Origin of the sequence: Marivita sp. (assembly GCF_017643905.1) — a bacterium.
In the GTDB taxonomy this organism is placed as follows: Bacteria; Pseudomonadota; Alphaproteobacteria; order Rhodobacterales; family Rhodobacteraceae; genus Marivita.
This window is the reverse complement of sequence record NZ_JAEPMO010000141.1, coordinates 1-10923: the sequence shown is the minus strand read 5'-3', so window position 1 is coordinate 10923 and position 10923 is coordinate 1. Positions and strand designations below refer to the sequence as shown.

Sequence of the window (10923 nt, the reverse complement as noted above, 5' to 3'; positions counted from 1 at the left end):
TGCTCATCTTAGGCTTCCTTTGGGAAATCGGATCAAACCGCTTCGAAAATCTTGACGATCGCGGTTCGCAGCGCGTCGCGCTGGGCGATCAGTTCATCATGCAGCTCGTCAGTTGGCGACAGGCACTCGATGGCGTCGTCGTAGCGTTTGATGACGTTTTCTTCGCCCTTCGCAATCGCTTCAAGCGCATCGCGGTCAATATCTGAAAACATGTCGCGCACCTTTACCGCGACTTTGTGAACTTCGCTCATCAACGTGCCGGAGCGGTCGAGTTCGAACCCCTGCGCCGAAGCGATCGCGTCGATCTTCTCAACCGCGGTTTTATGCTGTGTTGCCAGATCCGCAATGTAGGGACGGGCCGTAGGATCGGAACGCTCAAGCAAGAGATCGTAACCCTCGCTGATGTCGATCAATGTGTCGAACAGCGACTGTACGCAATTATACAGAGTGTGATTTGTGGTGTTGGGCATAGCAGCCTCCTCATCTGGAAATTGAACGCGCGAAGTGATCCAGAGTTCCCCACAGAAACCGCGAAAAATGGAGCCATGGCGGATGTCGCAGAAGTTCGGTCTCTTCAACCAGACTGCGCCGGAGACATGCAGATCTGATGAGTTCGGCCATGTCATGGAGGCGGAAAGATTTGAAATTCAAAGGTCTTCGCGACGTATCTTCAGATCAACGGGCGTCTGACTGGCATGATGCCTTTTGCGTATCCCAGTTCCGCGAGTGTGTCGGGGCGGTGCACCGTCAGCGTGTCGTCCGACCAAGTGACCACGCCTTTCCCGCGCAGCTTCGCCAGCGTTTTATTGGTGTGCACCAGAGATAGCCCCATCGCGTCGGCAATGTCCTGCTGACGGTAGGGCAAGGGGACCTGGTCGTTTTCGTTGAGACCCAGCGCGGTAAGTCTTTTGTAGAACCGATTGAGCACCCAGGAGATCTTGGCGATCCCGTCCATCTGTCCAACCGCGGCAAGCATTTCTCCCAGCAGGAATTCCTCGGTTGCGGCGACGTGCGTCAGGTCGAAGGCGCGGCGTGGTTGCTGTTTGAACAGATCCCAAAGCTCTGACCGGTTGAAGACACACATGGTCATTTGTGTCGTCGCTTCAACGGAATGCTTCATTTCGTGCATCACGCCGCTTTGCAGTCCGATGAAATCCCCGGGCAGAACGAACCCAACCACCTGACGGTTGCCGTCTTCCAATGTCTTGTACCGAAGACCCATGCCCTCAAGGGCTGTGTAAAGATGAGAGGAGGACGCGCCCTCGGCCAAAAGTTCGGTGCCGGGCTGGGCGACAAACTCGCCGGTCTTGAACTTCGACATGAACTGAACTTCATCATTTGTCATGTCTTCGAACAATTCGAGCTGACGAAGCGGACAGTTTTCGCAATTCGTTTTCATGACGCCTCGCTATGTCATAGTTTAATGCGGAACATTTGGTGCGGTGTCATGCGTGGATAAACGCCAAGGGAAAATTCTGACATGATCGAGTTGACGCCATCAGCTCCGAAGACATTGCTCATTTCAAACAACATGGTCGAAGTCGACGACCTGACCGAGATGCTTGTCGAGCAGGGCTTGGGCCCTGTAACCCACACACGAGACCTTGAAGATACGGCGCGGATTTTGGCCGAAACTGGCGAGACGTTGCGCCTTTTGATCTGCGGCCTGTCGATGCACCTGCACGAGGTCAAAGAGTTCCTTGCCTCTTGCGATCTGTCGACAGTGTCGCTCGTCGTGATTGACGGCACCGCCGAGTTTCTGGATCGAGAAGGGGCGGCAATTTTGCAGCGCCCCTTTTCAACCGATGATGTCCTTGCCGCCTTTGCGCGGATTGGACTGCGGGATTAGGACCGCTTGGTAAGGGCGAGGCCAAGCACCACACCCACACCCAATGCGCCAAGAACGGCCAATGTCGGATTGCGACGCACGGCGCGGTCAAAATCGCCTTGCAGAGTTTGTGTCCTGTCGATGGTACGATCCGCAGCTGCTACAACCGTATCGCGGACGGAATTTGCTGCGTCTTGCACGCTTTCCTGCGCATGAGTGACGGCGTCTTGTAGTTTGTCGGACACACGTGCCTCTGCCATTGCGTGATCGTCTGCTGTCTTTCGCTTCGTGGTGCGTGTTGATGCCATTGTCTGTCTCCTTTTGTCAGAGACCCAACGCATGGACAGGCCCAAAGTTCCGCGGAACCATCCGGGCGGAAAACGGGTTGTCCCTGCAGTTACAGACAAAATTGAAAGGACTTTCCAATGCTTTACTGGGCAGCAATATTCTTGATCATCGCACTGATCGCTGCGTTGTTCGGCTTTGGTGGCATCGCGTCGGCATCGGCGGGTATCGCACAGATCCTGTTCGTGGTGTTCCTTGTGCTGTTCGTGGCAACGCTGATCATGCGTGCCGTGCGATCATAACAAAAAACCGGAGCAACGATGCTCCGGTTTTTCGGTTTCTGAGGGAGGCCTTGAGATCGGTCAGGCCTTGAGCGTCTCGGTAGACGAAAAGAACATCGCTTGGCTGACAGCAGAACGGACCTGCTCTTCGGTGTAGGGCTTCGAGATCAGGAATGCCGGTTCCGGACCTTCGCCTGTCAGCAGCCGCTCGGGGAACGCAGTGATGAAGATGACAGGCATGTCAGGCGCATCTTCGACAATCTTGTTTACAGCGTCGATGCCGCTCGATCCGTCGGCGAGCTGGATATCCGACATGATTAGATGCGGGCGCTCTGTGTTGTAGAGCTTGACCGCTGCATCGGCGGTACGGGCGATCCCGGTCACCGCATGGCCCATATCCGCCACGATTGCCTCAAGGTCCATCGCGATGATCGCCTCGTCTTCGATGATCATGACGCGCCCGGCCAAGGATTTCGCCATTTCGGAATAGGCGATGTCGACAAGGTTTTCAGCTTCCTCTGCCGAGATGTCGAGAACGCTGGCGACATCCGAAAAAGACATCTCTTCGATCGTGTGCAGCAAAAGCGCCTCGCGCGTGCCGGACGTCAGGCGGGCCAGATGTTTCTGGGCCTTGGCAGCAACGCCGGTTTCAGAGTCACTGAGGGTCGCGCCAGATGTGGACCAGATCGAATGGAACACTTTGAACAGCGCAACCTTGTTGGATGCCTCGTGATCGAAGATCGATGTGTCGCTGAGGATCGCTTCCAAAGCGGCCACGGCATATTTATCGCCTTCGACCTGCGAACCAGTGAGAGCCCTTGCATATCGACGGAGGAAAGGAAGATTGGCGCCGATCTTCGAGGTGAGGTCCTGAGGTTGTTCGGTCGACATAGATAAAAGCTCCCACTTTTTTTAGATGTTACGGGAACCAAACGTTCTACATTGCGTTAGGTTCCAGCAAACGCGCGGCATAATGCAAAAAAATCTGAAGGGCTACATGAAACAGGATCGCAAAATATCAAGCCTTGAGCAAGAAATCGAAGCCAACCTCAAGCGGGTCTATGACGACGTCGCGAAACAAGAGGTGCCGGATCGGTTTACGCAGCTGCTTAAACAACTTCGCAAGGCGGATACGTCTTCTCCGGAGACTTCAAATGACTGATCCCAGAGAGGAAATTGTCAATCATCTGAGCGCGATGCGTGCGTTCGCCATGAGTCTGACGCGCAACTCTGCGCTGGCGGACGACATGGTTCAGGATGCGTTGGTCAAGGCGTGGACCAAGATCGACTCGTACAAGCCCGGTACGAACATGCGGGCGTGGTTGTTCACCATCCTGCGCAACACCTACTATTCGCACCACCGCAAGGCTCGGCGCGAGGTTGCGGATGTTGATGGGGAAATGGCAGCGTCGCTGGCACAGAAGCCCGATCACGATGGTCGTCTTCAGATGCGTGATTTCAACCGTGCCTTTGATCAACTCAACGACGAACAGCGCGAAGCGCTGGTTCTGGTGGGGGCTGGTGGCTTCTCTTACGAGGAGGCGGCCGAGACCTGTGGCGTTGCTGTCGGTACGATCAAAAGCCGCGTGAACCGCGCGCGCAAGCAACTGGTCGAAATCCTTAAGATGAGCGATGACGAAGTCATGGAAGCGACCGATATCGTCACCACCAGCATCGTGACCAATCAGCGCAACGTCGCCTGATTTCAACCCCGATCCTGCAGGCGAAGAGAGGAACATCGTGTTCGAGTCCGCCCCCTCGTCGCCGATCGAGCAGCTCGCTGACTTCGATGTTCTCATCACCGCTGATGAGGCTTGGCCCGCTTTCGAGCGGGCCGTTCTGGGTGCGCGGTCAAAGGTCCACGGGTCGTTCCGCATTTTCGACCTGCGAACCAAACTGCGCAGCGCTGAAGCGCAGACCATAGGCGAAGATTGGTTCGACCTTCTTTGCCACGTAATCCGTCGCGGTGTGACAGTCTCATTGATTGTCAGTGACTTCGATCCGGTCATGGGAACGCCGTTGCATGAACTGACCTGGCAGACAGTTCGTCAGGGCGCGGCGCTGGCCGAAATCGCAGATGCCGCGCCCGGACAGCTCACGATCACAGCGGCATTGCACCCGGCCCGAGCCGGGATGTTGCCGTGGGGTATGCTGCTGCCTGCGGTAATCAAGCGCAAATGGGAACAGGTTGCGGGTCTGTCAAAGGATCGCCTGACCCGACAGTCGGTTCTGCTTGGTCGCAATGCCCTGCCGGAATTGCGCACCGTCACGCACCATCAGAAAATGGCGGTGATCGACGATGACACGTTGTTCATTGGGGGGCTCGACCTGAACGAAAGGCGGTTTGATACGCCGGTTCATGACCGACCTGCGCATGAATCGTGGTCGGATGTGCAGATGATCCTGCGGGGTGGGCCGGAAGTGGCCGAAGCGCAGAAGCATCTCGACACGTTTCTGGACGTGACGGCCGGGAAACGTGGTGCGCCGGATCTGAAGTGGATCAAGCGCACCCTGTCCGCGCCACGCCGGGTTCAATTCCCATATCTGTCGCCGCGCACCGTCGTGAACGAAATCGAAGAGGCGCATCTTCAAAGCTTTCGCGCGGCACAGCACCTGATCTACATCGAAACCCAATTTCTCCGGTCCAGCGTTGTCTCGCAGGCCCTTGCAGATGCTGCTGTGCGGAATCCGGAATTGCGGTTGCTTGCCATCCTGCCCGCCTTGCCTGACAGTCTTGCCTTCGACGAAGAGGACGGTCTCGACACACGGTTCGGCATAAGCCTGCAACGCGAAGCTGTGGCGGTCGTGCAAGATGCCTTTGGAGATCGTGCGGTGCTGGCCTCTCCTGTACGCCCCGTCATGTCGTCGCGCGATGGATTGGCCGTGCTGGCAGGCTCTCCCATAATCTACGTTCACAACAAGGTTCTGGTTCAGGACGACCGGTTCGCGCTGATCGGATCAGGCAACCTGAACGGGCGGTCGATGAACTGGGACACCGAAGCGGGTGTTGCCATAACAGATCCGGCGCGGCTTCGGCTGCTTCGGTCCAAGCTGATGCGGCATTGGTGGTTTGACGATCTGCCGCCCGAGACGATGGACCTTTCCACGCTCTACCATTGGTGGGCCACGGCCATTGCCGCCAACGGCGTCTGTCTTCCCGAAAACCGGACCGGATTCCTCGTGCCATACGACCCCGAGAACAACGCGCACCTCGCGCAGGCGCTGCCGGGTGTCACCGAAAACATCGTTTGACGGAACTTGACACGTCGATCAACGGTTCGTCTTCTGACAGACAAGGAGTGAGGTTCATGAGCCGTGGTCGTTTGGCCCACCGCCCGACACGTTTCCCGGCGAAAGGGATTTTGGATGTGCTGGTGCGCATGTGGCACAAACAGGCGCATCTCAATCTTGGGCTGATTGCGGCGGGCATCGCGTTCTATGGTTTGCTGTCCCTCTTTCCGGGCATCACCGCCGCCGTGGCCTTTGCCGGCACGTTCCTAAGTCCGGAATTGCTGATCGAGAACAGCGAAGAAATCGCTGCAATGCTTCCCGAGGCGGCAAAGACCATCGTCTTGGGGCAGCTGCGCGATGTCGCCAATGCCGACAGTTCGACGCTCAGCTTTGCGGCCTTGTTCAGCCTCGCCATCGCGCTCTACTCCGCCTCCAAGGCGGTTGCGAATTTCATTGCAGGTCTCAATGTCATTTACGAAGAAAAAGAGACCCGGAATTTCTTTGTCGTCAAAGCGTTGACGATTGTACTGACGGCCATTCTCATCGTGGGCCTTCTGATCGCGATCATCGTTGTGGCCGCGATTCCGGTCATTGCGGCGATTTTTGGCGACTACGGCATCATCGACGATCTGGTGATGTTCCTGCGCTGGCCGTTCCTCTTCCTGATGGGCGCTTTGGGGATCGCCATTCTATATCGCCTTGGGCCGAACCGACGCTCAGCCAAATGGCGCTGGCTTACGCCGGGCGCTTTTGTCGCTTGCGCCCTTTGGGTGGCAGGCAGCTATGGGTTCAGCCTGTATGTGCAGTCCTTCGGGTCCTACAACGAGACGTTCGGGGCGCTGGGCGGGGTGATCATTCTGCTCACATGGTTGTGGCTCTCGGCCTTCATCGTATTGCTCGGCGCATTGCTGGATGCAGAGCTTGAAGCGCAGACGAAACGCGACAGTACAGTTGGCGAAGATCGGCCCATGGGTGAACGTGGTGCGGTCAAAGCGGACACACTAGGCGCTTCGATCAATGAGGAAATAACGGAACCCTCAAGCTGATCACACGTTGACCCTCCAGATAATTAAGGAGGGGTCAATGGACCTGTTACGCATCATCGCAGCCGTCATTCTACCGCCGCTGGGGACATTCCTCGAAGTCGGTCTGAGCAAGCATTTCTGGCTGAATATCTTGCTGACCCTTCTTGGATATATTCCGGGGATCGTCCATGCCGTCTACATCATTGCCCGCCGCTGATATGGCGGACCGGATGGCGCGTCTTGAACGTGTTGCCGGTTTGCTGGACACCCGGTTCCGACTTCCCGTGATTGGGGTTCGCGTTGGCTGGGACTCCATTCTCGGCCTGATCCCCGGTCTGGGCGATGCTGTGACCACGGTTCCTGCGGGCTGGATGATCTGGCAGGGCTATCAGATGGGCGCGCGGAAGCGCACCTTGGCTCGTATGGGGATCAATGCCGGCATCGATCTGGTGGTCGGCGGCATTCCCCTCGTTGGCGATCTATTCGACGTCGCCTTCAAATCTCACAAGAAAAACCTCGCGCTGCTGCAAAGCGACATGCAGCGCAAGATCATTCATCCAAACCCAATGGAGGTGACACATGGCAGAACGTCATAGATCGAAAGATGGCCGCAGCGAAACGAAGGACCTGTTTGGCGAGCCTGCCGACATTGACCAACAAGGTCGCAGCGGCGGCCGTTTGGCCCGCGACATTGGCACTGAGGACGAAGAAAAGCGCAGCACAGAGCGCCCGGCAGGTGCCACACGTGTGACCAAATCATCGGAAGATAACGGGGGCGACAATGACGCGTAAATCAGGTGTCCCGCACGACGCATGGGTGCTGATCGCGGATGGCGAGAAGGCACTTTATCTCGTCAACAAGGGTGATGAGATGGACATGAATCTGGTCGTTCGCGACAAGGATGAACAGGACAATCCGAAAGCTCAGGATTGGGCGGCAAACCGTCCGGGTCGTTTCAACGATGGTCCGTCCGTGCACCGCTCGGCAGTCGCAGACACGGACTGGCACCAGCTCGAAAAAGAGCGTTTTGCCAAGGATATCGCTGAGCAGCTTTACAAGGATGTGCAAAAGGGTCGGTTCAAAGACCTGATCATCGTAGCCAGCCGTCCGGCCTTGGCCGAGTTGCGCAAGGAGTTGCACCAAGAGGTCGCGGATTGCATCCGGCTTGATGTGGCAAAGGTGCTGACCAACCACCCGATTGACGAGATCGAAACACTGGTCAGCCGCGAGATGGAAAATACCTGAAAAAAGTTGGGAACCTTTCTGACGGAATCTTCGTTAACTAATTGATAAAAGGAGATATTGTCATGAAAATCGGAGCAATTCTTGCGGGCGTCGTGCTCGTCGCAGCTGTGGTCTTTGGTGTCTACATGGTGGACATCGACCAAACCGAGGAAGGCGCAATGCCGACCGTTTCCATCGAAGGTGGCAACCTTCCCGAATACGATGCCGAAGTTGGCGATATCGAGGTCGGGGAGCGCGACGTCACCGTCACCGTACCGACGATCGATGTAGAATCGCCGGAAGAAGACGCTGTTGCGTCGAATTGAAGTAATTGACAGGAGGCCCTCATGGACCGCGATGTGATCGAAGGCAAATGGACCGAAATCAAAGGTCAACTGCGGGAAGCCTATGGTGATTTGACGGATAATGACGTCGAAGAGGCCAAGGGTGATCGCGAACAAATGGAAGGCGTGCTGCAGCAAAAGTTGGGCAAGTCGAAAGACGAAGTGCGTCAAACCGTTGACCGGATTTTGAACAACGTCTGACACTACTGGTTAATTTTAGAAAAGCGCGGCTGTTCACTCGGTCGCGCTTTTTTGTGCCTGCTTCTCCAGCAACCATGTATTGCGACAGTCTGACATGCAGGGCGCCTCGGGTTCGGGAATTGCGGTGCGCCCACGGGAGGCATACTCTACGGGCATTCTGTCCCGGAGTCGTTATGCCATCCGACGTTCGCACCCCGATCACCCAAGCCATGCAGGAAGGCGCGCTGACGCGCCGGGAGCTCAAGGCGTTGATGGCCCGCTCCGACGGTCCGGCCTTGATCCGGGTCGCTGGGTTTGCGCTCTTGCTGGCCGCAACTTCGGTGCTGATTTTTCTGGCCTATGACAGTTGGTGGATCTGGCCCGCGATGTTCGTGCATGGAGTCGTAATCGTGCACCTGTTTTCGCTACAGCATGAATGTGTGCATTACACCGTGTTCAAGACCCGGAAACTCAACGATATTTTCGGCAATATCTGCGGTTTCGCGATTATCCTGCCGTTTCAACAGTTTCGCTACGAGCATTGCAATCACCACACCTACACCCAACTCAAGGGGCAGGATCCCGAATTGATCGAGCTGCCGATCTCGCTCTGGAAATACCTGTGGTACATCTCCTCGGTGCCCTATTGGCGCAATAAGTTCAGCCAGATCCTGCGCAACGGTGCAGGGCGGTTGAACGACGAGGACCGCACGTTCCTCACCAAACACGAAGCGCCGATCATCATCCGCGAAGCCCGTTTGATGCTGGCGTTCTATGCACTGATCGCCGTCGTGTCGGTTGTCATGGGCTGGACCGCGACGCTGTGGTACTGGATCATCCCGCTATTTCTGGGCGAACCGGTGATGCGCGCGATCCGTCTGACCGAACATGTGGGGCGGCCCAATGTAGACGACATGAAGGAAAACACCCGCACATCGCTGGTGTCTGGGCCAATGCGGTTTCTATGCTGGAACATGAATTACCACGCCGAACATCATTACGCGGCATCGGTGCCGTTTCATGCGCTGCCCAAGCTGCATGAAAAGCTGCGCGGCTATGTCTATGTCGAAGAACGTGGATATCTCGGCGCGCACGTGGACATCATCAGCCAGTTGATCGGCCGCAAACCCCGCAGCGATGGCGGGGCCAAGACGGCGTGACGGCGCGGGAGATGACCTGGACGGATGTCATCGCTGTCAGCGCATTGGAACCCGGGGACGCGACGCCTGTGACCTTGGGTTCCCGCGAACTGGCGGTTTTCGATGCAGCGGACGGCATCTTTGTCAGCCTTGCCCGCTGCACACATGGCGCGGCCAACCTCTGCGATGGGCATTTCGACGGAACCCACATTGAATGCCCGCTACATCAGGGCCTGTTTGACGTGCGCACCGGCGGGCCCAAGGCTGCCCCGGCGCGGATTCCGCTGCGGATGTTCGAGTCGCGTGTGATGAACGGGATCGTGCAAATCCTGATCTGAGGTCAGTGGTGCTGTTCGGCGTCGATGGTGCGGGCGACCATCTGGCGGAACAGCTTGGCCCCCGCATCCAATCCGAGGTCGATATAGGGTGTGGCGGGGTTCTTCATGCCTTCATGCACCTTTTCCAGAACAACGCGGTCTTCTTCAAAGGCCATGCGCGCGCCTGCGTTCATCCGCTCGGACACCGCTTTGTCATGCGGATCCGTGTTGCGGTGCTGGAACCAGAAATAGCGGGTCTTGTCCTCGGTAATCGGGGTCATGAAGTTGTACGAGATATTGATCAGCGTGTTCTCAACCGGGGTGCTGTCCGGCCCGCCGGTGCCCGGAGGGGTGTAGATCGACTTGTTCAGGGCAATCCCCGGCAAACACATTTCGTAATGCTGAAGCCGGTCGCAGACGCCTTCGAATTTGACCAGCTTGGCGTAGTAGGGCGAAGGCGGCTGGCCGTAGATCCAGCGGGCAACGATCACGCCTTGGTCCGTCTTGCTGACATCAAGCGCCCCATCGTCGGTTCCCGCCCCCGCGAAAGAGGTCACATGCACCCACGCGACATGGCTTGGGTCCAGAAGGTTGTCGCAGACCCAGAGGTAATGGCAGTCGATATCCAGAACGCCGCCATCCGTGTAGCCCCAGTCGGGGCTGTCGTAATTCTCGATCGGGAAGATCAGGTCGGGATCGGCTTTTGCCGGGTCTCCCATCCAGATCCAGAGCAGGCGGTAGCGGTCGACCACGGGATAAGATTTCACAACGGCGCGGCGCGGGATCTGGCCGCGCTGGGTCGGGGCATCGACACATGTGCCTGAACAGTCGAAGGTCAGACCATGATAGCCGCATTCTACGGTGTCCCCCTTCAGGTTGCCTTGGGACAGCGGCAGTTTTCGGTGCGGGCACGCGTCTTCGAGCGCCACCGGGTCGCCTGCCTCTGTCCGGTAGATGACGATGTTCTCGCCCAGATAGGTTTCCGGCTTGAGAGACCGGCCATAGTCCTTGGACCACCCTGCGACGTACCATGCATTTCTGATGAACATGAGCTGCCTTTCCTGCGTC

General features: G+C 57.1%; 19 protein-coding genes. 14 read left to right on the top strand and 5 right to left on the bottom strand.

All coding sequences use genetic code 11. The annotated features are described in order from the left end of the window. Nucleotides 1–32: 32 nt before the first annotated feature. Nucleotides 33–470, bottom strand: a complete 438-nt coding sequence (locus tag JJ869_RS18675; RefSeq protein ID WP_292269425.1) for a DUF2383 domain-containing protein — start codon at nucleotides 468–470, stop codon at nucleotides 33–35. A gap of 200 nt (nucleotides 471–670) precedes the next feature. Continuing rightward, complete coding sequence (locus JJ869_RS18670) at nucleotides 671–1399, bottom strand: Crp/Fnr family transcriptional regulator (RefSeq protein ID WP_292269422.1); 729 nt, start codon at nucleotides 1397–1399, stop codon at nucleotides 671–673. 81 nt (nucleotides 1400–1480) lie between these two features. Here JJ869_RS18670 and JJ869_RS18665 point away from each other — a divergent pair, with 81 nt between their 5' ends. Further along, nucleotides 1481–1849 (top strand): hypothetical protein, encoded by a 369-nt coding sequence (locus tag JJ869_RS18665; RefSeq protein ID WP_292269420.1) that lies wholly within the window; start codon nucleotides 1481–1483, stop codon nucleotides 1847–1849. Here JJ869_RS18665 and JJ869_RS18660 read toward each other — a convergent pair. Next, nucleotides 1846–2136, bottom strand: a complete 291-nt coding sequence (locus JJ869_RS18660; protein ID WP_292269418.1) for a hypothetical protein — start codon at nucleotides 2134–2136, stop codon at nucleotides 1846–1848. The genes JJ869_RS18665 and JJ869_RS18660 overlap by 4 nt on opposite strands. 117 nt (nucleotides 2137–2253) lie before the next feature. Between JJ869_RS18660 and JJ869_RS18655 the strand changes: the two genes are divergently transcribed. After that, on the top strand, nucleotides 2254–2415 hold the full coding sequence (locus JJ869_RS18655) for a DUF1328 domain-containing protein (RefSeq protein ID WP_292269416.1): 162 nt from the start codon (nucleotides 2254–2256) through the stop codon (nucleotides 2413–2415). A 60-nt stretch (nucleotides 2416–2475) separates the two neighbouring features. Here JJ869_RS18655 and JJ869_RS18650 read toward each other — a convergent pair whose 3' ends face one another. Beyond that, the gene (locus tag JJ869_RS18650) at nucleotides 2476–3285 is read right to left on the bottom strand and encodes a response regulator (RefSeq protein WP_292269415.1); all 810 of its coding nucleotides are present in this window, start codon (nucleotides 3283–3285) and stop codon (nucleotides 2476–2478) included. Nucleotides 3286–3391: 106 nt separating this feature from the next. Between JJ869_RS18650 and JJ869_RS18645 the strand changes: the two genes are divergently transcribed. The 12 genes from JJ869_RS18645 to JJ869_RS18590 all read left to right on the top strand — a co-directional run bounded on the left by JJ869_RS18645 (nucleotide 3392) and on the right by JJ869_RS18590 (nucleotide 9876). After that, nucleotides 3392–3556, top strand: a complete 165-nt coding sequence (locus tag JJ869_RS18645; RefSeq protein WP_292269413.1) for a NepR family anti-sigma factor — start codon at nucleotides 3392–3394, stop codon at nucleotides 3554–3556. After that, nucleotides 3549–4097 carry an RNA polymerase sigma factor gene (locus tag JJ869_RS18640; RefSeq protein ID WP_292269412.1) on the top strand — a complete coding sequence of 183 codons (549 nt, stop codon included), beginning with the start codon at nucleotides 3549–3551 and terminating at the stop codon, nucleotides 4095–4097. Before JJ869_RS18645 ends, JJ869_RS18640 begins: the two co-directional genes overlap by 8 nt. A 37-nt stretch (nucleotides 4098–4134) precedes the next feature. Then, the gene (locus JJ869_RS18635; protein WP_292269410.1) at nucleotides 4135–5646 is read left to right on the top strand and encodes a phospholipase D-like domain-containing protein; all 1512 of its coding nucleotides are present in this window, start codon (nucleotides 4135–4137) and stop codon (nucleotides 5644–5646) included. 56 nt (nucleotides 5647–5702) lie between these two features. Then, nucleotides 5703–6671, top strand: coding sequence for a YihY/virulence factor BrkB family protein (locus JJ869_RS18630; protein WP_292269407.1), 969 nt, complete (start codon nucleotides 5703–5705; stop codon nucleotides 6669–6671). A gap of 37 nt (nucleotides 6672–6708) precedes the next feature. Further along, nucleotides 6709–6867, top strand: a complete 159-nt coding sequence (locus tag JJ869_RS18625) for a YqaE/Pmp3 family membrane protein (RefSeq protein ID WP_292065836.1) — start codon at nucleotides 6709–6711, stop codon at nucleotides 6865–6867. Continuing rightward, complete coding sequence (locus tag JJ869_RS18620) at nucleotides 6839–7246, top strand: DUF4112 domain-containing protein (protein WP_292269404.1); 408 nt, start codon at nucleotides 6839–6841, stop codon at nucleotides 7244–7246. Before JJ869_RS18625 ends, JJ869_RS18620 begins: the two co-directional genes overlap by 29 nt. Next, nucleotides 7230–7442 (top strand): hypothetical protein, encoded by a 213-nt coding sequence (locus tag JJ869_RS18615; protein WP_292269402.1) that lies wholly within the window; start codon nucleotides 7230–7232, stop codon nucleotides 7440–7442. The genes JJ869_RS18620 and JJ869_RS18615 overlap by 17 nt, the downstream gene beginning before the upstream one ends. Next, on the top strand, nucleotides 7432–7896 hold the full coding sequence (locus JJ869_RS18610) for a host attachment family protein (RefSeq protein ID WP_292269399.1): 465 nt from the start codon (nucleotides 7432–7434) through the stop codon (nucleotides 7894–7896). Before JJ869_RS18615 ends, JJ869_RS18610 begins: the two co-directional genes overlap by 11 nt. A gap of 62 nt (nucleotides 7897–7958) precedes the next feature. Next, nucleotides 7959–8201: a hypothetical protein gene (locus JJ869_RS18605; protein ID WP_292269397.1), complete on the top strand. Its 243-nt coding sequence runs from the start codon at nucleotides 7959–7961 to the stop codon at nucleotides 8199–8201. 21 nt (nucleotides 8202–8222) lie between these two features. After that, complete coding sequence (locus JJ869_RS18600) at nucleotides 8223–8420, top strand: CsbD family protein (RefSeq protein WP_292269395.1); 198 nt, start codon at nucleotides 8223–8225, stop codon at nucleotides 8418–8420. Between the two features lie 173 nt (nucleotides 8421–8593). Then, nucleotides 8594–9559: a fatty acid desaturase family protein gene (locus JJ869_RS18595; protein WP_292269392.1), complete on the top strand. Its 966-nt coding sequence runs from the start codon at nucleotides 8594–8596 to the stop codon at nucleotides 9557–9559. An 11-nt stretch (nucleotides 9560–9570) separates the two neighbouring features. Continuing rightward, the gene (locus JJ869_RS18590) at nucleotides 9571–9876 is read left to right on the top strand and encodes a non-heme iron oxygenase ferredoxin subunit (protein ID WP_292269389.1); all 306 of its coding nucleotides are present in this window, start codon (nucleotides 9571–9573) and stop codon (nucleotides 9874–9876) included. Nucleotides 9877–9878: 2 nt separating this feature from the next. Here the strand turns inward: JJ869_RS18590 and JJ869_RS18585 are convergent. Then, on the bottom strand, nucleotides 9879–10923 hold a 1045-nt coding region (locus JJ869_RS18585; protein WP_366510476.1), incomplete at its 5' end, for an aromatic ring-hydroxylating dioxygenase subunit alpha.

Excerpts from the sequence above, each read along its gene's own strand:
- JJ869_RS18675 (WP_292269425.1), bottom strand. The coding sequence starts at position 470 with ATGCCCAACACCACAAATCACACTCTGTATAATTGCGTACAGTCGCTG.
- JJ869_RS18670 (WP_292269422.1), bottom strand. The coding sequence starts at position 1,399 with ATGAAAACGAATTGCGAAAACTGTCCGCTTCGTCAGCTCGAATTGTTC.
- JJ869_RS18665 (WP_292269420.1), top strand. The coding sequence starts at position 1,481 with ATGATCGAGTTGACGCCATCAGCTCCGAAGACATTGCTCATTTCAAAC.
- JJ869_RS18660 (WP_292269418.1), bottom strand. The coding sequence starts at position 2,136 with ATGGCATCAACACGCACCACGAAGCGAAAGACAGCAGACGATCACGCA.
- JJ869_RS18655 (WP_292269416.1), top strand. The coding sequence starts at position 2,254 with ATGCTTTACTGGGCAGCAATATTCTTGATCATCGCACTGATCGCTGCG.
- JJ869_RS18650 (WP_292269415.1), bottom strand. The coding sequence starts at position 3,285 with ATGTCGACCGAACAACCTCAGGACCTCACCTCGAAGATCGGCGCCAAT.
- JJ869_RS18645 (WP_292269413.1), top strand. The coding sequence starts at position 3,392 with ATGAAACAGGATCGCAAAATATCAAGCCTTGAGCAAGAAATCGAAGCC.
- JJ869_RS18640 (WP_292269412.1), top strand. The coding sequence starts at position 3,549 with ATGACTGATCCCAGAGAGGAAATTGTCAATCATCTGAGCGCGATGCGT.
- JJ869_RS18630 (WP_292269407.1), top strand. The coding sequence starts at position 5,703 with ATGAGCCGTGGTCGTTTGGCCCACCGCCCGACACGTTTCCCGGCGAAA.
- JJ869_RS18625 (WP_292065836.1), top strand. The coding sequence starts at position 6,709 with ATGGACCTGTTACGCATCATCGCAGCCGTCATTCTACCGCCGCTGGGG.
- JJ869_RS18620 (WP_292269404.1), top strand. The coding sequence starts at position 6,839 with ATGCCGTCTACATCATTGCCCGCCGCTGATATGGCGGACCGGATGGCG.
- JJ869_RS18615 (WP_292269402.1), top strand. The coding sequence starts at position 7,230 with ATGGCAGAACGTCATAGATCGAAAGATGGCCGCAGCGAAACGAAGGAC.
- JJ869_RS18610 (WP_292269399.1), top strand. The coding sequence starts at position 7,432 with ATGACGCGTAAATCAGGTGTCCCGCACGACGCATGGGTGCTGATCGCG.
- JJ869_RS18605 (WP_292269397.1), top strand. The coding sequence starts at position 7,959 with ATGAAAATCGGAGCAATTCTTGCGGGCGTCGTGCTCGTCGCAGCTGTG.
- JJ869_RS18600 (WP_292269395.1), top strand. The coding sequence starts at position 8,223 with ATGGACCGCGATGTGATCGAAGGCAAATGGACCGAAATCAAAGGTCAA.
- JJ869_RS18595 (WP_292269392.1), top strand. The coding sequence starts at position 8,594 with ATGCCATCCGACGTTCGCACCCCGATCACCCAAGCCATGCAGGAAGGC.
- JJ869_RS18590 (WP_292269389.1), top strand. The coding sequence starts at position 9,571 with ATGACCTGGACGGATGTCATCGCTGTCAGCGCATTGGAACCCGGGGAC.